The 17,900-nt window shown below is 49.0% G+C and carries 18 protein-coding genes and 1 pseudogene; 13 read left to right on the forward strand and 6 right to left on the reverse strand.

Going from position 1 to position 17,900, the window contains the following annotated elements; translation table 11 throughout:
- The first annotated feature begins 31 nt into the window (after positions 1-31).
- The 3 genes from KGP24_RS09730 to KGP24_RS09740 are packed head-to-tail and all read left to right on the forward strand — an operon-like array spanning position 32 to position 4,448.
- Positions 32-3,508, forward strand: coding sequence for a DUF1983 domain-containing protein (locus tag KGP24_RS09730; RefSeq protein WP_223563165.1), 3,477 nt, complete (start codon positions 32-34; stop codon positions 3,506-3,508).
- A complete protein-coding gene (locus KGP24_RS09735; RefSeq protein WP_047749202.1) occupies positions 3,502-3,810 on the forward strand; it encodes a hypothetical protein in 309 nt (102 codons plus the stop codon). The genes KGP24_RS09730 and KGP24_RS09735 overlap by 7 nt, the downstream gene beginning before the upstream one ends.
- Complete coding sequence (locus KGP24_RS09740; protein ID WP_223563166.1) at positions 3,807-4,448, forward strand: hypothetical protein; 642 nt, start codon at positions 3,807-3,809, stop codon at positions 4,446-4,448. Before KGP24_RS09735 ends, KGP24_RS09740 begins: the two co-directional genes overlap by 4 nt.
- On the opposite strand, the gene KGP24_RS09745 is transcribed toward KGP24_RS09740, so the two are convergent.
- Positions 4,413-4,775 carry a hypothetical protein gene (locus KGP24_RS09745; RefSeq protein ID WP_109846129.1) on the reverse strand — a complete coding sequence of 121 codons (363 nt, stop codon included), beginning with the start codon at positions 4,773-4,775 and terminating at the stop codon, positions 4,413-4,415. The two genes, KGP24_RS09740 and KGP24_RS09745, sit on opposite strands and share 36 nt — an antisense overlap.
- A 126-nt stretch (positions 4,776-4,901) precedes the next feature.
- Between KGP24_RS09745 and KGP24_RS09750 the strand changes: the two genes are divergently transcribed.
- Positions 4,902-6,203 (forward strand): phage tail protein, encoded by a 1,302-nt coding sequence (locus KGP24_RS09750; RefSeq protein WP_223563167.1) that lies wholly within the window; start codon positions 4,902-4,904, stop codon positions 6,201-6,203.
- A gap of 61 nt (positions 6,204-6,264) precedes the next feature.
- Here KGP24_RS09750 and KGP24_RS09755 read toward each other — a convergent pair whose 3' ends face one another.
- A complete protein-coding gene (locus KGP24_RS09755; RefSeq protein ID WP_223563168.1) occupies positions 6,265-7,272 on the reverse strand; it encodes a tail fiber domain-containing protein in 1,008 nt (335 codons plus the stop codon).
- A 151-nt stretch (positions 7,273-7,423) separates the two neighbouring features.
- On the opposite strand from KGP24_RS09755, the gene KGP24_RS09760 reads away from it, so the two are divergent.
- Both KGP24_RS09760 and KGP24_RS09765 read left to right on the forward strand, forming a co-directional pair.
- Entirely contained in the window at positions 7,424-7,981 is a 558-nt protein-coding gene (locus KGP24_RS09760; protein ID WP_047174609.1) for a recombinase family protein, read from the forward strand.
- Between the two features lie 79 nt (positions 7,982-8,060).
- Positions 8,061-8,417 carry a hypothetical protein gene (locus KGP24_RS09765; protein ID WP_048979566.1) on the forward strand — a complete coding sequence of 119 codons (357 nt, stop codon included), beginning with the start codon at positions 8,061-8,063 and terminating at the stop codon, positions 8,415-8,417.
- Between the two features lie 170 nt (positions 8,418-8,587).
- On the opposite strand, the gene KGP24_RS09770 is transcribed toward KGP24_RS09765, so the two are convergent.
- Positions 8,588-9,028: a hypothetical protein gene (locus KGP24_RS09770; RefSeq protein WP_223563169.1), complete on the reverse strand. Its 441-nt coding sequence runs from the start codon at positions 9,026-9,028 to the stop codon at positions 8,588-8,590.
- Positions 9,029-9,407: 379 nt separating this feature from the next.
- Between KGP24_RS09770 and KGP24_RS09775 the strand changes: the two are divergent.
- The 3 genes and pseudogenes from KGP24_RS09775 to KGP24_RS09785 form a co-directional block, all read left to right on the forward strand.
- Positions 9,408-9,578, forward strand: a pseudogene (locus KGP24_RS09775) (NADP-dependent isocitrate dehydrogenase); the annotation flags it as partial.
- A gap of 77 nt (positions 9,579-9,655) precedes the next feature.
- Positions 9,656-10,003, forward strand: coding sequence for a DUF1304 domain-containing protein (locus KGP24_RS09780; protein ID WP_223563170.1), 348 nt, complete (start codon positions 9,656-9,658; stop codon positions 10,001-10,003).
- Positions 10,004-10,077: 74 nt separating this feature from the next.
- Positions 10,078-10,323, forward strand: a complete 246-nt coding sequence (locus KGP24_RS09785; RefSeq protein WP_223563474.1) for a DUF2543 family protein — start codon at positions 10,078-10,080, stop codon at positions 10,321-10,323.
- A 289-nt stretch (positions 10,324-10,612) separates the two neighbouring features.
- Here KGP24_RS09785 and KGP24_RS09790 read toward each other — a convergent pair whose 3' ends face one another.
- Complete coding sequence (locus tag KGP24_RS09790) at positions 10,613-12,112, reverse strand: cyclic diguanylate phosphodiesterase (RefSeq protein ID WP_223563171.1); 1,500 nt, start codon at positions 12,110-12,112, stop codon at positions 10,613-10,615.
- 235 nt (positions 12,113-12,347) lie between these two features.
- Between KGP24_RS09790 and KGP24_RS09795 the strand changes: the two genes are divergently transcribed.
- The 3 genes from KGP24_RS09795 to KGP24_RS09805 all read left to right on the forward strand — a co-directional run bounded on the left by KGP24_RS09795 (position 12,348) and on the right by KGP24_RS09805 (position 16,000).
- Positions 12,348-13,868, forward strand: coding sequence for a cyclic diguanylate phosphodiesterase (locus KGP24_RS09795; RefSeq protein ID WP_223563172.1), 1,521 nt, complete (start codon positions 12,348-12,350; stop codon positions 13,866-13,868).
- 125 nt (positions 13,869-13,993) lie between these two features.
- Positions 13,994-15,466, forward strand: coding sequence for a sensor domain-containing diguanylate cyclase (locus KGP24_RS09800; protein WP_223563475.1), 1,473 nt, complete (start codon positions 13,994-13,996; stop codon positions 15,464-15,466).
- Between the two features lie 285 nt (positions 15,467-15,751).
- The gene (locus KGP24_RS09805) at positions 15,752-16,000 is read left to right on the forward strand and encodes a GlsB/YeaQ/YmgE family stress response membrane protein (protein WP_006174788.1); all 249 of its coding nucleotides are present in this window, start codon (positions 15,752-15,754) and stop codon (positions 15,998-16,000) included.
- Between the two features lie 130 nt (positions 16,001-16,130).
- Here the strand turns inward: KGP24_RS09805 and KGP24_RS09810 are convergent, their stop codons facing one another.
- Together KGP24_RS09810 and KGP24_RS09815 are read right to left on the reverse strand one after the other, a co-directional pair.
- Positions 16,131-16,229, reverse strand: coding sequence for a YoaK family small membrane protein (locus KGP24_RS09810; protein ID WP_014883431.1), 99 nt, complete (start codon positions 16,227-16,229; stop codon positions 16,131-16,133).
- Between the two features lie 44 nt (positions 16,230-16,273).
- Complete coding sequence (locus KGP24_RS09815) at positions 16,274-17,305, reverse strand: sensor domain-containing diguanylate cyclase (protein WP_223563476.1); 1,032 nt, start codon at positions 17,303-17,305, stop codon at positions 16,274-16,276.
- A 309-nt stretch (positions 17,306-17,614) separates the two neighbouring features.
- Here KGP24_RS09815 and KGP24_RS09820 point away from each other — a divergent pair, with 309 nt between their 5' ends.
- Entirely contained in the window at positions 17,615-17,869 is a 255-nt protein-coding gene (locus KGP24_RS09820; RefSeq protein ID WP_223563173.1) for a DUF333 domain-containing protein, read from the forward strand.
- Positions 17,870-17,900: the final 31 nt, after the last annotated feature.

Consider the following 17,900-nt stretch of genomic DNA (forward strand, 5'->3'; position numbering starts at 1 on the left):
CTAACTTAAAGGTGCTTCGGCACCTTTTTTTATGGGTGAAAAAATGCAGCTTCTTAAACAAGAAACCATCCTGCAGGGTGCCAAAGGGGGAGGTGGCAGTTCACATACTCCGGTTGAGCAGCCTGACGATCTGCTGTCGGTCGCAAAATTAAAAATGCTCATTGCCGTTTCTGAGGGGGAAATACAGGGCGACCTGACCGCTCAGAACATTTTTCTCAACGATACGCCGCTGGCAAACGACAGCGGGGAATACAACTTCAGCGGCGTGAAATGGGAGTTCCGCAAGGGCACACAGGACCAGACCTATATTGCCGGGATGCCCCAGGTCGATAACGAGCTGGCGGTGGGCACAACTGTCACCACCACCGCGCCCTGGACGCGCCAGTTTACCAATCTTTCCCTGGATGCCATCCGCATCAAGCTCAGCCTTCCGGTCCAGTATCTCTATAAAGATAACGGCGACATGGTGGGCACGGTCACCGAGTATGCGATCGATTTATCAACGGACGGCGGCGCCTGGAAAACGGTTGTAAACGGCAAGTTTGACGGAAAGACCACAACGGAATATCAGCGTGACCACCGTATCGATCTGCCAAAATCCACGTCCGGCTGGTCTGTCAGGGTCAGGCGTATTACGGCAGATGCCAGCGGTTCAAATTCGAAACTGGTTAACGCCTTCAAGGTGTTTTCGTATGCGGAAGTCATCGACAGCAAGCTTCGTTATCCTTTAACCGCGCTCCTGTATGTAGAAGTGGACAGCAGCCAGTTCAACGGCAGCGCGCCGAAAGTGACCTGTAAGATAAAAGGCAAGCTGATTAAGGTTCCGGATAATTACGATCCGATAACCCGAACCTATTCTGGTTCATGGTCCGGCGGGTTCAAAATGGCCTGGTCCAATAACCCTGCCTGGATCTTTTACGATCTGGTTCTGGATGAAATTTACGGCATGGGCACGCGCGTGGATGCGTCCATGGTGGATAAGTGGGCGCTGTATTCAATTGCCCAGTATTGCGACGAAATGGTTTCCGACGGGGCCGGTGGTACCGAACCGCGTTTCACCTGCAACGTTTTCATTCAGAGCCAGGAGGACGCCTGGCAGGTACTTAACGATCTCGCCGCGGTATTTCGTGGAATAACGTTCTGGGGCAACGATCAGATTTATGTCCAGGCAGACGTCCCTCAGGACGATGTTGACTGGGTTTATAACGTCTCAAACGTTATCGATGGGCTGTTTACTTATGCGGGCGGCTCATACAAAAATCGCTACAGCTCCTGCCTGGTGTCCTGGTCCGATCCGCAGAACCATTACAGCGATACCGTTGAGGGGGTCTATGATTCGGCGCTTGTAGAGCGTTACGACGTCCGGCAGACGTCCCTGACCGCAATCGGTTGCACCTCGCAAAGTGAAGCGCACCGACGCGGTCGCTGGGTATTGCTCTCCAATGCCAAAGACGGGACCGTATCGTTTGGCGTGGGGCTGGACGGTTATATCCCTTTGCCCGCTGAAATTATCGGTGTCGCCGATCCTTTCCGCTCCGGCAAGGAGAACGGTGGCCGCATAGTGGCGGTCAACGGCCGCCAGATTACGCTGGATCGAGAAATAGACTATGCGGCGAAAGACCGGCTGGTGGTTAACCTGCCAGATGGAAAAGCCCAGACGCGGACAATCAGCGCGGTGAGCGCCGATAAAAAAACGGTGACGGTGGCTACGGCATTCAGTCAGGTTCCTGTGGCGGGCGCTGTCTGGGCGATAGACAGTGATAACCTCGCAATACAGTACTTCAGGGTCACCTCAATCGCGGCTAACGACGACAGCACAGGCGGTTTCACTATTACGGCCGTTCAGCACGATCCAAACAAATATCGTTACATCGATGACGGCGTTCGGGTTGAGTCGCCTCCGATCACCGTCACGCCGATAAGCGTCCTGTCAGCTCCGAAGAATATCGTGGTGACTGAGAGCGATCATGTGTCTCAGGGGCTGACTGTAGCAAGCCTGGACGTGTCATGGGAAAAGGTAGAGGGCGCAATCCGGTATGTTGCCCAGTGGCGTAAGGACAACGGGGACTGGATAAACGTTCCGGTTACCAGCGCACAGGGTTTCTCGGTTCAGGGCATTTATTCTGGCAGCTATGACGTGCGCGTCCGGGCGCTGAATGCGCAGGATACGTCGTCACCATGGGGATACGGTGAAACAACTTATCTCTCCGGTAAAACGGGAAAACCGGGTACTCCGCTCAACTTCCTGGCAACCGAAGATGTGGTCTGGCATATCGACCTGACCTGGAAATTTCCGGATGGCTCAGGCGACACGGCCTATACAGAGATTCAGCGCGCCACAACTGCCGACTTCGCCAATCCTGAACTGCTGGTCCTGGTGCCGTACCCGGCTGCAGATTATCAGCATGGCCCCATGCCTGCCGGCGTTCGCCAGTGGTACCGCGCGCGCCTGATTGACCGTATCGGTAACGCCGGGGACTGGACCGACTGGATTATGGGCACGTCCTCGATAGACGTTAGTGAAATAACTAACGACATTCTGGAGGACATGAAAGAGTCGGAAACGTTCAAAGACCTTCTCGAGAACGCGGTGGACAGCAACGAAAAAATTGCTGGCATGGCTGACGAAATCAAAAACCATGCTGACGAACTCGAGCAGCAGGCGAAAGACATCAAGGAGAACGCTGACGGGCTGGCTCAGGCCGAAGTGAAGATAGACGAGATTTCTGTGTCCATGGACGGCATGACGGGAGGCGTGAAGAACTCGGCAATTGCGATAATTCAGGCCAATCTTGCGCAGGTGGCCACGCGTAAAACTCTGTCGGCATCGGTAGCCGGTAACAGCGCGCAGCTGGACCGCATTGATGAGGTGATCGTCACAGACAGGGAGGCAACGGCACGCGCATTGCTGAGCCTGCAGACGAACGTCAACGGCAATACGGCATCTATCAACAGTCTGAGTCAGACGGTTTCGAATTATCAGCAGGCCACGGCAACGCAGATTAACGCCATCACTGCGACCATAAACGGAAATACGGCAGCGATAACCACGAACGCGCAGGCTATTGCGAACGTAAACGGCCAGCTCAGCGCGATGTACAACATCAAGGTTGGGGTAACGAGCAATGGACAGTATTACGCCGCGGGGATGGGGATCGGGGTGGAGAATACGCCATCCGGGATGCAGTCGCAGGTAATCTTCCTGGCCGATCGTTTTGCTGTCACTACGGCAGCAGGAAACAGCGTGGCGTTGCCATTTGTGATCCAGAATGGGCAGACGTTCATCAGGGCCAGCTTCATCCAGGACGGTACCATTGAGAACGCCAAAATCGGCAACTATATCCAGTCGAATAATTATGTGGCTGGATCTGCAGGCTGGAAGCTTGATAAGGGAGGAACGTTCGAAATTAACGGAGTGGCCGGGGGCGGGAGGATGCTGATATCCAGCACGCTCATTCGTATCTACGACAGCAACAACGTGCTGCGTGTCAGAATGGGGTTATGGTAATGCCACAGGGTTTGCAATGCTGGGACGGCGCGGGCCGTATTGCCGTTGATTTAAGTGATTATGCTATCCGGTATATTGGAAGCACGTCTGTAACATTTGCAGCGGGGGAAACGGCTAAGGACGTTTCCTTTTCCGGGGTAACGCAGGACGGGTCATTTATATCAATCGTATCGGCGAGTTCGGCAGGAGTAATAAATGAATATTATTGCCGGGCTTTTAATGGTGGCTTTACCGTTTTTTATTTACCGAGCGGCGGCAGTATTTCGATAACTCTTAATATGGAGGTTTATAACTTTCAATGAGTGGATTCGAAGTTTATAACAGCGCTGGTAAATTGCTGGTTGATTCACAAAACAGGTCGACACTTTTTTATGATCAGCGTGCGCTAGGTGCAGTGACTGACAAAGGTTATTACCGCGTGGATAGCCCGTTCGGAAACGGAAGCACGCTGGGTATTACCCAGCCGCAATTCTGGAATGATGGGAATTTGCGCTGGCTGCAGCTGGATACTAATAAGTATGGCTTACCAGGCGCTGACCTTCTGGAAGACAATGCGGGCAGCATGATACGCACGTCCAGAAACGTTGGAATGCAGAGCGGATATCTGGATGTTTTCGACAGCGCGGGGAATCTTATCTGGAGCGCCGCCTCGGCATCGAAAATGCCGCGCGTGGTGGGCTTTTTCGACGTGCCTGCCAATTACGATCTGCAGAACAATACCTTTGCGATAAACCTGAGTTTTAATCCGTGGATTCTGGTTAACAACTGCCCTGGTAACCTCAGTGACGACGGAACTGTCGTTGGTTATTCAGGAATCGCACTCAAATGGACAGGCTCACAGCTGCAGGGGAGGTACATCACAAAAAATCAGCGCAACTGGAGCCAGACACTTCAGGGGCGAGGGCTACGAATTCCCATCGCTCAGTTTGTCGGAATTTGATACTGCCGGGACGCGGGGGTATTGAGTAGCGATCATGTTTTGCTTAACACCTTTTGCAGGTTCGAAGCGGTATACGACATCAAGCTTATCCGTTTTCTTATAACAGATATTGCTTAGCCGCTTATTTATATGTCGGCTGAAAATGCCATTGCTGCTGTCTGAAATTACGTTAACTTCCCTCGTGGCGCAGTCGATATTTACGTGAATATCTCCCCCAAGAGATAAGCGTGCCGCATCCACCGGGTAATCCATTTTAAAGGCATAGTCTCTGTCTTTATCGGCACAGCCAGCCGCCAGCAAAAGTGCCACGGCAAATAATCGTTTCATTTCTACATTCCTGTATCTGCGGGAATATCCATTTTATTCGAGTTTAAAAATTAGTCAGATTGATAAGAGCGATCAATTTTACATTATTGATCGCTTTAAACGATCGTTATTATCGTGAGGTAGTTCATGCTTTATAACACTGGCACTATTGCTATCAACGGAAATACAGCCACCGGAACGGGTACGAACTGGACTGCGCCAGCCAGCCAGGTCCGTGCTGGCCAGACGATCATCGTCATGTCTAACCCGGTGCAGATGTTCCAGATTTCATCTGTGAACAGCGCCACGTCAATGACGGTTACGCCTGCTGCTTCCCCGGCGCTGAGCGGCCAAAAGTATGGAATACTGGTGTCCGACAACATCTCTGTCGACGGACTGGCACAGGCGATGTCGCAGCTTATCAAAGAGTATGACGAGAACATTGGCGCGTGGGAGACATTCGCCACTACCTCAGCAAACCAGACCATCACCGTTACCATCAACGGAACCTCCGTTAATATTCCAAGTATTGGCGCGCTTGCCAGAAAGGGGGCCAACAGCGATATCAGCGAGCTGAAAGGGCTCACTACTGCGCTTTCTGTTGCACAGGGCGGGACTGGGGCAAAGACCGAAGCTGACGCTCGCGCAAACCTCGGTTTGGGAAGTAGCGCGACGAAGGACGTGGGAACAGCTGCAGGAAACGTAATGCAGGTGGGAGCGTTTGGCCTGGGTAATAGTTCAGCGCAGGTAATTACTGACGTGTGGGATAAATCATTAGGCAGCAGGTTTATTATGATGTCTCCATCAACTTCAGGCGGGCCACAATATTACTCTATGGGTATTAGAATATCTGAGCGCAGTTGGGGAAATGGCCCAAATGATGTTTCCCAGCAATCATTTTCTGCATTCTCGATGGGAGGAAAAAGATTCACATGGATGACAATGGCTGATGGGGTTAATTCTGGGTGGCTAGAGGTTTATCATAACGGCAATACCACAAAGTCCAGTGATGGGACACTGAAAGCTGCCTCGCCTGTGATTAAACTTTTTTCCGATGGCAGATACCTGACCAACGATGAATCAGAGGGCTGTACTGTAACCCGTCTGGCCACAGGTGAATATCTGGTTGAAGGTTGTGAAGGGCTAAACTCGGACGCCGCATGGGGCGGCATTGATGGTGGTTTTGATATCCCCACAGACCGCAACAAACAGCCCCTGATCTGGCTGGATTATGAGGTTAATGCTGACGGTTCAGTGTTAGTGAAAACCTATCACCGCACACACCGGGAAGCTCCAGCGTTCGCCAGAAATGAATTACTGGGTGTTGATGATGGCGCTCCGGTCGATATTCCGCGTGACCAGTTTGTCAGTATTCGAGTGGAAATGCCCGCGGACAGCATCTGGAATCAACGACAGAAATATACAACGAGAGCCCCTGTAAAAGAGTAAGGCCACTGAAAAAATGCAGCCCGTCATTTACCTGAACGGGCTGCAGCTGAATGCTCAGGCTTCATGATGCCGCTATTTTTAGCTTAAGCTCCTCCAGCTCGTTCTGTGTAGCCTCCAGCTTCTTGATGACGTAGTTCAGGGCCAGCACGGTATCAAGCATAATGACGTTCGTATCAAGCGCCAACGTATCATCAGCATCAATCCTGTTGCCTTCACTATCGAAAGCCGGTGATGCAGGAACCAGTTTGACGTACTCGTTGTCAATCTTCATGACATCCTGGGCAATGATGCCCCGGCGAACCCTCTCACGAGGGTCATCGTTGTAGACGTAAGTTGCTGGTAGGAATTTCTTGATATTCTCGTATGACTGATAACCATCATCATATTTAATATCGTGCTTCAGCGTAATGTCACAGTTAGGCTGCTTCTGGAAAATATAGTTACCGGAAAGATTTCCACCAGCGTTGGCGTATATATCACCGTTTGCTGTCGTGAATTGAAATATACGCTGTCCGGCAGAACCACCATCCCCGAGTGTTGTTATTGCTACATCCGCCCACGAACTAGGCCCGGTAGCTATAGAACCAAGTCCTACTGTTGAAGAATATCCACCACTGCATTGACTATGCCAACGGGCAAAAGGAATAAACCCTGCATCATTATTAACGGAAACGTTACCTCGGAAAAAAGAGATATTTCTTTGCCATGTATTAATGTCTGACCATGAGCCGCCATAACCAGCCCCATCAGCTCCACACGAAGATGATTTGAATCTCTCATCCGGGTAAAACAAAAATGAACCCGCCGTACCAGTTCCGCTATTAACATTTAACTGCGCTCTGTCTAAATTAGTTCCGCTCCCACGAACGCCGCCAAGAGACCAGTTCCCGTTATACCAGGCCCCTCCCACTGCGTTTACATAACTTCCGACAGTCCCATCCCCTGTAATGTTGTATAGCTTAACAGCCTTATCACCACCTTCCTGCGTGGATACTCCAATACTATTTCCCTGAGTTACCATCAAACTGCCGGTAACATTTCCCCCTGTTTTTTTATCGACAGTATTCAACCGCGAATCATCCCCGGCCGCCACGGTTCCGGCAGCCGTTCCAACGTTCCTTGTGGCGCTGTTTCCCAAACCGACGTTTTATAGATTGCTATCAAGCGGCCTGGCCGATAACTTCACCTGATTTTTTTGCTGAAATAACTGGGTGAAAAATATGCAAATTGGCTATGTAAGGGTGTCAACAAATGACCAAAATACGGATCTTCAGCGGCAAGCGCTCGAACGCGCAGGATGTGAACAAATTTTCGAAGAAAAAATGAGCGGAACGGTAGCAAACCGGCCAGCACTAAAAAAGCTTCTCAAGGCATTAAATGAGGGGGATACGCTGGTGGTCTGGAAGCTGGATCGGCTTGGGCGCAGCATGCGTAATCTGGTGCTGCTGGTGGACGAACTTCGGCAGCGCGGTATCCACTTTAAGAGCCTCACTGACAGCATTGATACATCCAGCCCAATGGGGCGTTTTATATTTCACATCATGTCAGCACTTGCGGAAATGGAAAGAGAGTTGATTGTGGAACGAACCCGGGCGGGATTGGCTGCGGCAAGAGAAAAAGGGCGAATAGGTGGGCGACGCCCAAAGTTGACCGAAGAGCAATGGGCTCAGGCTGGCAGATTGATCGCAAATGGAGTGGATCGGAAGCAGGTGGCAATTATTTATGATGTAGCGGTATGCACTCTTTATAAGAAGTTTCCAGCTGATCAAACTACCTAGTCGTGACAACTGTCACATAAAACCTTGTTGTTTCAGGGCTAATACCTCTCTAAGATTGATTAAAAAGCGAGGTGTTAAAATGAAAGTAAGCATAAGAAGTATCCATAATCATGGGGATGCGAAAGAGGAATACGTTGTTTTAGATGTGAATGAAGACTGCAAATTACAATATTACATGTTGCAAGATACTACCTACACGAATAACGGTAATATTTCTTCAAAACTGAGGCATTCTTATTGGTTGCCTTCTTATGATGCGAAAAAAGGTGATGAAATAATTATTAATACTCGGTCAGGTAAAAATCTGATACCAGTTAGAGAAAAAGGTGGGAAAAAATTCACCTTCTATTGGGGGTTAAATTCGGCGGTTTGGAATGATGAAGGGGATTGTGCTGTCTTATTTGAGATAAATACTTGGAAGTCAAAGGGCGTATAATTATTATGGGCCTATACGATTTTATCGTTGTCGGGGGTTATTCCCCCATTTTTCCCTAATGATTCCCCGTATAAATTTTAAACATTAAAAACCAGCCGTAAGAGGCTGGTTTTCAATGTTTTTTTGGTCGGCACGAGAGGATTTGAACCTCCGCCCCCCATGACGGATAACTATGGATTTTTCAGTAGTAGTTCATGAGCTTTAGATAACCTTCCTTCGATGGCTTTATATCTCGGGCCAGCCATCACCCCTTCACCCAATTGAAGCCCATTTTCATTATAGAACTTTCTAATCGAGCTAATGTATTTCTCAATAATTTCTATTTCTAAAGAATAGTTTTTGTCCTTCCTGGCTAAAATTGCTACTCTCTCAAAGTAAAATGGGGCAGCCACTAAGCCAACTAAATCCATTTTTTTTAGCTCGGATTCGCAACAACGCATCATCGTGTGCAAATCATTTTTATGTGTTTGAGCTAAGTTGTAAGTCTCTGTTCCATCGACAAGAAGCTCTCCGTTTGTACTTTCGGTCAAAAGCTGGCCGCTGGATTTTCCGAGGAAAGCAAATTCGTCATCAAAAGCCTTATCAAAAAAATCTTTGTGGAACAAACCCATAACTTATCACTCGATATGAATAAATATTAAGTATTTATAGATCATCTTCTACGTAAAATGAATGGTATCTTAGCTAAAACCTTCGCCATTGTGACCTTTCGATAACCGTAATTCATTGATTAATTTTATGTAAAAATTACGGTTTAGTGGCGAAAAATTAATGTATATATTTGATTGTTATGGATAACATGCGTGATTTAAAAACACCTTTGATTTAGCGTACCCAAGAGGAAGATAATTTCTTCAACTGAAAAATGGTTATCAAAACCCAAAAATAATTAAATACAATCAACTGGTTAGCCTGCGGCTAAAAATGTGTGACGAGAGCATTATTTCTGATGTTTTTACTTAAAAATCAATGCGTCATAATTGAATTCATGAAATACTGCTGCGTCATATGGAATGGTTCGAAGCCGCAGACCTGATCGTCAAGGGTATGGAAGGCGCGATCAACGCGAAAACCGTAACCTATGACTTCGAACGTCTGATGGAAGGCGCTAAGCTGCTGAAATGCTCAGAGTTTGGCGACGCGATTATCGCGAACATGTAATCCAGTTTCTGGGTTAAACAAGAGCGGGGGCCTGAGGGTTCCCGTTTTTTTTGCCTCTGCCTGCGGGAGACAACACGATGTTAGCCACCGTCCTTATCGCTGTCGTTGCATTCATCCATCTCTACATTCTTGTGCTGGAGATGTTCCTGTGGAATACCAAAACAGGGCACAAGGCCTTTAATCTGCATCCTGATTTTGCGCGCGACACACGCGTGCTGGCGGCGAATCAGGGGCTGTATAACGGTTTTCTGGCGGCTGGTCTGCTCTGGAGCCTCTGGCTCGGCGAAAAGGGTATTCAGGTGGCCATCTTCTTCCTGGCCTGCGTACTGATCGCCGGGCTCTTTGGCGCAGCCACCGCCAGCCGAAAAATTTTGTATGTACAGGCCGCGCCCGCTCTCGCAGCGCTGCTTGCGTTACTCATCTGAAGCAGTGCTTTGGTTGAGATAAGGCGTCCGATATACTGATGGCTTTACCCTTACAGGTTAGCGACGAGACTGTTATGAACAACGATATCCCACTGAAATATTATGACATTGCCGATGAGTACGCGACGGAAGCCGCAGAGCAGGTCGCTGAGTCAGAGCGCGACGCACTGGCACATTATTTCCAGCTGCTGCTCACCCGTTTATCGAATAATGAGGAGATTAGCGAGGAAGCCCAGCAGGAAATGGCCATTGAGGCCGGGATCCGTGTGGGTCGCATTGACGATATTGCGAATTTCCTCAATCAGTGGGGAAATGAATAGCCTGCCTTAAAAACCGTTATGCTGATGCTTTGCGATACAGCTCAGCATCACGCTATCGGACCACATGCATTTTTTCCGCAGAATATGCGAAGCGGGGGCGTCGATAAACAGCGCGAAAATAACGGTCAGACAAATGAGTACCACTGGGAATAGTAAGGATAATTTCACGTTTTTAACCAAAATATGAGTGTGCTTCAGGGTAATCTACCGTCTGATTGTGACGACTATATGTTTTTGCGTAAAAAATGGAAATGCCCGACAGGAAAAAAACGGATCCGCAAGACTTCGGTTACGGTGCGACCCCGGTGAGTCGCTTCGCCAGCTCGCTGCGGGTGAGTGCTTTTGAAAAATACCATCCCTGAATCAGCGCATCGGGATATCTGCTCGCAATAAAGCGATATTGAATTTCATTTTCCACGCCTTCGAAAACAAGGGTCTTATTCAATTTCGCGAGGGCATCGCTGAAGATAGCAAAGATGTTTTGTTTATAATGCTCGTTGATACCGTCTACCAGCGACTTATCGATTTTGATCTCATCATATTCGAGCAGCGAAAGGCGGGCAAGGTTTGAATTTTGCACGCCAAAATCATCTATTGATATTTTAACGCCGAGCGATTTCAGCTCCTGACAGAATCCCTCAAGAATATCTGCCGTGGAAACGGCTTTTTCGGAGAGTTCGACCTTCATCAGGGAAAGGGGAAGGTGATTGGCTAAACACGCACGGCGCAAAATGTTAATGAACTGCCCATCTTCAATTTCCTTCCGCCCAACGTTAATGGAGACTATCAGCTGATGTTTAATCGCAAGTGGGGCAATCTCTGAAAGGGATTTGCCGATAATATTACTGTAATATTTTTTATACAGACCAATCTTCTTAATTAATGGGATAAACAGCTCCGGAGAGACGTCCCCATGCTTTTGATCGCGCCATCTCGACAGAACTTCGACGCCCACGATTTTTTGATCGTGAATGCGGATAATAGGCTGGTAGTTAACGCTGATGGTATTCGTGATGACGGCTTTGATCAGCGTACGTTCCAGAGAAAAACGATCTTCGTAGATACGGAAGATAAACAAGGCTATCGCGATCCAGATAAAACAGAGAATGACCGCGAGAAGCGCAAAGATAAACGGAGGTAACGAGGCCAGCCCAGCGTCGTGATGCTTCACGATGACGCACAGGTCCCAGAGGGCGCTGCACTGTGTCAGGGTCAGGGTAAACAACGACGAATGCAGCAAGCTCTGCTGTGTTAGCTCCGGGGCGGCCGAAAAAAAGACTCTGCCGAAGTCTTTGGTGGTAGTACTTAGCGAATAGCTTGCGGTAACGGGGGTGAATTTATCGTAAGCATAGCGGGAGGTGAAGATAATAATATTATTATAAATTGCCGCATTGCCCGTGAAAAAGTCTTTTCTCGAAAACTGGGCCAGGAGAAAGCCTCTCGGCGTTTTATGCAGTTCCGCAGGAAGTGCAACGGGCGTCGCGAGCTTCCCCCAAAAAGCGGTACAGACAATTTTTCCCTTCTCAATAAAACCGATATCGGCGAAATAAAGATTATTAAGCTTGATTTGTCTGTAGCGATCGAGGCTGGTTTTATCACATCCCTGCGTCGTGATGCTTTTAAGACTCAGCGCCACGCTTTGGGAAACGTCTTCTGAATAATGTAAAAGGGTACGGGATATTTCACTCTGTTTGCTCTTCTGCTGCCCCACGATAACCGCATTGACCGCATAAAGAGACAGGAAGACCAGAAGCGTTGAAACGATAGCAACGGTAATGAGCTTTTTCACTTTACAGATATCCAGTCCGCTCCCTGATTTCATAGATCTTAACACAGCCAGGGCAAGGAACAAGCCTGATAGTCACGTCATGTGAGTAAATTCCGGCTGGTGAACTCATACGAAAGCATCAGTTTTTTAAGACAATTCTCAGCTAAGCTAATTTCATTGTTATAAGCAATACCAGGTTAGCGCTGGTTCTTTTTCCAGAACATCAATGCTTGTTTTTTCTATTAAGGAAAACATCGTGCGCAACGTGATGATCCCTATTCTAAGTGCTCTGTTTCTTTTTCTGAGCGGCATTTTGATTATTAACTGGCAGCTATGGCAGATGGCGAAGCTGAGTAATAGTCATACCGCCACGGCCAGCACCCAAAAAATAGAAAACATTCTGGCTGAAGCAGTCAGTGCGGCCAACACGGCGAAGCGCGTTGCGGCACAGGGGTGTACCAGCAGCGGACAGTTGGCGCTGGGGACAGAGGCAGCGCTAAAACCGCATCTGCGCGCCATCATGATTCAGCAGCAGGGTAAAATCATCTGCACTTCCCTTCCCGGGAATGGCGTATTGATTATTCATCCTGAGACATTACCTGCCGAAAAATTGATGCTGTTACCCGGCAATCAACTGGTGAACGGCATTCCGGTGCTTATCTTCCAGATGCCCATCGCGGAAGGGCGCGTCATCGTTAGCATCAGCGACGCGCATTTGCAGGACGTCATCGCGAGCGCATCAAACGGCGTGGATCTGGGGCTGGTTGTCGGCGAAAGCATGCTTGTTCGCAACGGTGGTGTGAGGGGCTGGAAAGCGGCCTCCTGGACGGGGGCGCTTACGGCATCAACGCAATTTCCCTTTAGCCTGGCCTGGCAACCTCCTGCCTTTTTCAGCCTGACGCGGCTACTGCACCAGGGATGGAGCCTGATACTGCTTATTCTCGCGCTATCGGTGGCTGTGGGCATTTTGATCCGCCGATACAAGGGGAAAAGCACCTCATTTGAAGACGACTTATGTAAGGCTATTTTGCAGGGGGAGATCGTGCCGTATTACCAGCCAATCGTGAATGGCGATACCGGCGGGTTGTATGGCGTTGAAGTCCTGGCTAGATGGAAGCATCCAAAGTCAGGCTTTATCCCGCCGGATGTCTTTATTCCGATTGCCGAACGTAGCGGTTTGATTATTCCACTGACTAAAGGGTTGATGGCGAAAGTGGTGACGCAGCTTAAGCCGCTTTTGCCTAAGCTACCGGACGGGTTTCATATCGGAGTAAACATCAGCGCCAGACACATTAATGCGCCTTCCTTTATCGGTGACTGTCGCGTCTTCGGGAACGGGTTTCAGGGTAAAGAGGTCAAACTGGTTCTCGAGGTGACCGAGCGTGAACCGCTGATCGATAATCCTCACCTGGTGGAAAACCTTAACATGCTGCATAACGCCGGTTTTGTTATTGCCCTGGATGATTTTGGTACGGGTTATTCCGGGCTGTCATGCCTTAATGCACTTGCCATTGATTATATTAAAATTGATAAAAGCTTTGTGAACCGGGTTTCAGATGAAAAGGATTCAACGATCCTGCTGGACTGCGTCATTGAGCTGGCGAAAAAACTCTCATTGCGCATTGTAGCTGAAGGCGTAGAAACAAAAGCGCAGCTGGAGTATCTCAACCGTAATGAGATAACCCTGTTACAGGGATATTATTTTGGTAAACCCGTCTCCTATATCGATTTTATTAAAGTCATTTTATCTAAACCCAGGGAGACCGTCAGTTTGTAAAACGAAATAAAGACGAGCTTCTGTTGTATGCTTAAGTGCAATTCATTTTCCTCTTATCCCGAGCTTTGTTACAGTGACAAGAGTTGTCAGCCAGGGATGTCAGGCGTGATAAGGTGGAAAAGCTCGTGCATGTGAAAAATACTTTTTACACAACAACCATTACCGTCATCATTGTCTCATTGATCATCTCGCTGTCGCTTGCCGTCCAAATTGCCACGTCCCGGCAGCAGTCAATCCAGCAAATTAATACCAGCGTTGCTAACCTGAGCCATACCCTTGATGTCTACACCGAGGGGATCATGCGCCAAAGCGAAATGTTAATTACTACCGTTTCCGACATAATCGAAATTTATGGCATGACCCCGCAACAGGCGACTCACATTCAGAGAATGATAAATAATCAGGATAATCTCCTTACCCAGATTAATAATGTGGTTGTTTACGATGCCAGGGGCGATATTTTTACCGCGTTGCACGAAATTTTTACAGGTCCACACAAAGGATCGGACAGGTCATTTTTTATCTATCACAAGGAAAATAAAAATCAGCAGATTTTTATTGGCGAGCCCGTAGTCAGCAGAACCAATGGTAAATGGGTCATCACCATTAGTCGGCGCCTTGAAACCCACACCGGGGCATTTAATGGTGTTGTTGTGGTGACGCTGGGTATCGAGAATTTTCTCGCGCTCTACGGGCAGATTAATATTGGTCATGCGGGGGTCATTGGCTTAACAACCGAGTCAGGCGTGCTGCTGGTCCGTTATCCTTTTAAAAATACCTATATCGGCACGATTGTTTCTGATTCACCGCTCTTCAGGAAATACCTCAAGGTACAAAATACCGGGATAGCCAGTTCCATTTCGCGGTTTGATAAAATCGAACGCATATATGCCTATGAGAAAAACAGACGCTACGGGCTGGTCACCACCGTGGCCGTCAGCATCGATGAAGCCCTTGCTTCGTGGCGCAAGCAGGCAATTCAGCTGGCGGTACTCATTTTCGTGTTTACGGCGATACTCATCGTCGCGTCATACTTCCTGTATTCCGACTTATCCAGAAAAACACGGGATAATACGGCGCTGAAGATTATTGCCTCCGAGGATGCGTTGACCGGCCTTTACAACCGTCGCATTTTTGATGAAAAAATCCTCTCGGAAATCGCGCTTTGCGCCGCACATGACGCAGCGATTTCGATACTGATTGTGGACGTGGATTACTTCAAAAAATACAACGATAACTACGGCCATCCGGAAGGGGACAGGTGTCTGGCGCTGCTGGGAAACAGTCTCAGGAAGAGCCTTAGCCGCGATAATCAGATTGTGGCGCGCTATGGAGGAGAGGAGTTTGCCCTCATATTACCTGATACGGATATCCAGGAGGCGCTTCGGCTGGCGCAGACGATTATACGCAACGTGTTTTCTCTGCAAATCGCGCATGCTTTTAGCCCCTTCGGGCGGGTGACGGTAAGCGTCGGAATTTCTACCGCGCGTGCGGTCGACATCGCGGGTAGCCAGCAGAATATCATTGTTGCCGCTGACCAGGCGCTCTACCAGGCAAAACGCGCAGGACGTAACCGGTACGCGTTTGTTGGGGTATGAACATAAAAAAAAGCCCACTTAAAAGTGGGCAAGAAATACTGGAAGCAATGTGAGCAATGTCGTACTGAATACCCGAGTGTTTTGCTCAACTATTCAGTATTGAGAAAGATAATCTTTCTCAAAAAAAGATGCAACCCCACAGTTTATGTGGCACGCTCTTTTTATTGACGAATAATTGCGCACTCTCGCATTGTGATGCCTATCACAAATTTCCTTTCTGAAATCCTGTGCTATTCTTTTTTGTGTCGTTGATTTAATGACAAAAACCATACAGAGAGGAAAGTTATGGGAATTTTATCCTGGATTATCTTTGGGCTTATTGCGGGTATTCTGGCGAAGTGGATCATGCCGGGCAAAGATGGCGGTGGGTTTATCGTCACCGTAATACTGGGTATTATCGGCGCGGTAGTTGGCGGCTGGATCAGTACGCTGTTCGGTTTTGGCAAAGTCGATGGCTTTAACTTCGGCAGCTTCGCCGTCGCGGTGATTGGTGCGCTGGTTGTTCTGTTTATCTACAGAAAAATTAAAAGCTAAGGCTTAAAAGCGTTGAAAAAGGCTGCCAGATGGCGGCCTTTTTACGTAGTGGCGTTTACCACCAGCCAAGCTGCGTGCCGGCAAACGCCGCGATGGCAACGATCAGCATAATGAGGGTCGTTTTTCTCATTTATGCCCCCGGCGCCGCGTAACCACCGACAAAAAACCACGCTAAAAAAACCACCGCCGTTATAAAAATAACGACCGGGAAGAGGATCCCTATTCTCATACCATCACCTGTTTCGGTTCTATAACGCCGTAGAGTGTACGGGGTTAATCCATAGTGAGAAAGCGCGTTTTGCTTTTTCCTTTCTTATCCTGATACATCGCGACATCCGCGGCGCGTAATGCGCTGTCCGGATCGGTTATCCCTGGGTCCACTTCGATAACGCCGAGGCTGGCTCCCGGATAAATAATATGAACGCTGCCCAGCCAGTATTCACCGGCAATGCAGGCGCTCAGGCGTGTTTTGAGCAGCGAAACCTGTGGTGGGTTATCCCCGTTCTGGTGAGGCTGGCTCAACGACGCCACCAGAAACTCATCGCCGCCCAGCCGGCCAATGATATCGTCCTGCCGTTTTTCTTCCGTCAGACGCTTGCCCACTTCAATCAGGAACTGGTCTCCAGCCTCGTGGCCGTAACGATCGTTTATCAGTTTGAAATCATCCAAATCGATGAACGCGATGACGGTGTTACGTTTAAGGTGGCGCGCCAGCGAAAACAGCGTGGTCAGATCTTCGAAAATGGCGCGACGGTTGGGTAAACCGGTAAGGGCATCCGTGTAGGAGTGCGCGATGAGTGCCGCATTAGCTTCGCGAAGCTGGGTCACCAGCGACTCTTTCTGAATAGACTGGGCAATCAGCCCGGCGAATAATTTCAGAACCTGTTCACCGCGCTCGCTAAGCGGCTTTCTGGCCGTGCTGGTGGCGCAGAGCGTTCCGTAGAGTGAACCATCCGCAAGATGGACAGGAATACTCATATAGGTCGTAATGCCGAGCGCTTTTGCCGCCTCGCAGTCCGGCCAGCGTTCGGGAACGTCGTTGCTGAATACGGTGTCACTGTCCAGCGCACGCTTACACAGTGTTTCTTCCCACGGAACGCTCAGTCCCTCAGGGATCGTCATCTGCTTGCTGTTGCGGGCGTAGAGGATATGCTGCAGTCGGGCTTCGATATCTACCTTTGTGAGGTAAGTCGACTCCATATCCGTCACGATCTCCAGCATTTCCAGCAGCTGACGAACGAGACCTTCAAGGGATTGTTCAGTGGCGAGGGTTTCTGAAACACGGGCAAGGATAATATCCGACATGACGTAGAATGACTCCCAGGCAGAAGACGTCTGCATCTGCATGTTATGCTGAATTTTTAGGCTTCAGGCATAGTAAAACATGAATATAAGAAATTTAATATATGCGGGGAGAGGGCAGCAGCAGAGAAAAAAAGCCCCGTTGTTGAGACCGGGGCAAAGACATCTTGATTACGGAATGATGTTCTCTGGTCATATCGAGAACACGCCACACTATAGTGTTGAAAAGTGCAGTTAAAAAGGAGAAATCATGGAGAAAGCGGCGATGACCCGTTACCCTTAGACTGTAATGATGTCACAAGGATCAATGAGATGAGATTTCTGCTTTTGGCGCTTGCGCTTCCCCTGGTGGCTTGCACCGCAAAAACGACCCCACCCGATGCCCCGAAACCGCCGCACGCTATCGGTATGGCGAACCCGGCCTCCGTGTACTGCCTGGAGAAAGGCGGGGAACAGATCCCGGTTCAAAGCCCGCAGGGCGTTCGCACGGAGTGCAAATTACCGGACGGCGAAGTGATTGATGAATGGACGCTCTATCGTCGCGATCGTCCGCAACCCGCCAGGTGACAGACGTATAGCGCCTGCGATACACTTCTCT

It is taken from the genome of Enterobacter sp. JBIWA008 (assembly GCF_019968765.1).
In the GTDB taxonomy this organism is placed as follows: domain Bacteria; phylum Pseudomonadota; class Gammaproteobacteria; order Enterobacterales; family Enterobacteriaceae; genus Enterobacter.

Coding starts and splice junctions, on each gene's coding strand:
- KGP24_RS09730 (WP_223563165.1), top strand. CDS start 32: ATGGGTGAAAAAATGCAGCTTCTTAAACAAGAAACCATCCTGCAGGGT.
- KGP24_RS09735 (WP_047749202.1), top strand. CDS start 3,502: ATGGTAATGCCACAGGGTTTGCAATGCTGGGACGGCGCGGGCCGTATT.
- KGP24_RS09740 (WP_223563166.1), top strand. CDS start 3,807: ATGAGTGGATTCGAAGTTTATAACAGCGCTGGTAAATTGCTGGTTGAT.
- KGP24_RS09745 (WP_109846129.1), bottom strand. CDS start 4,775: ATGAAACGATTATTTGCCGTGGCACTTTTGCTGGCGGCTGGCTGTGCC.
- KGP24_RS09750 (WP_223563167.1), top strand. CDS start 4,902: ATGCTTTATAACACTGGCACTATTGCTATCAACGGAAATACAGCCACC.
- KGP24_RS09760 (WP_047174609.1), top strand. CDS start 7,424: ATGCAAATTGGCTATGTAAGGGTGTCAACAAATGACCAAAATACGGAT.
- KGP24_RS09765 (WP_048979566.1), top strand. CDS start 8,061: ATGAAAGTAAGCATAAGAAGTATCCATAATCATGGGGATGCGAAAGAG.
- KGP24_RS09770 (WP_223563169.1), bottom strand. CDS start 9,028: ATGGGTTTGTTCCACAAAGATTTTTTTGATAAGGCTTTTGATGACGAA.
- KGP24_RS09780 (WP_223563170.1), top strand. CDS start 9,656: ATGTTAGCCACCGTCCTTATCGCTGTCGTTGCATTCATCCATCTCTAC.
- KGP24_RS09785 (WP_223563474.1), top strand. CDS start 10,078: ATGAACAACGATATCCCACTGAAATATTATGACATTGCCGATGAGTAC.
- KGP24_RS09805 (WP_006174788.1), top strand. CDS start 15,752: ATGGGAATTTTATCCTGGATTATCTTTGGGCTTATTGCGGGTATTCTG.
- KGP24_RS09810 (WP_014883431.1), bottom strand. CDS start 16,229: ATGAGAATAGGGATCCTCTTCCCGGTCGTTATTTTTATAACGGCGGTG.
- KGP24_RS09815 (WP_223563476.1), bottom strand. CDS start 17,305: ATGTCGGATATTATCCTTGCCCGTGTTTCAGAAACCCTCGCCACTGAA.
- KGP24_RS09820 (WP_223563173.1), top strand. CDS start 17,615: ATGAGATTTCTGCTTTTGGCGCTTGCGCTTCCCCTGGTGGCTTGCACC.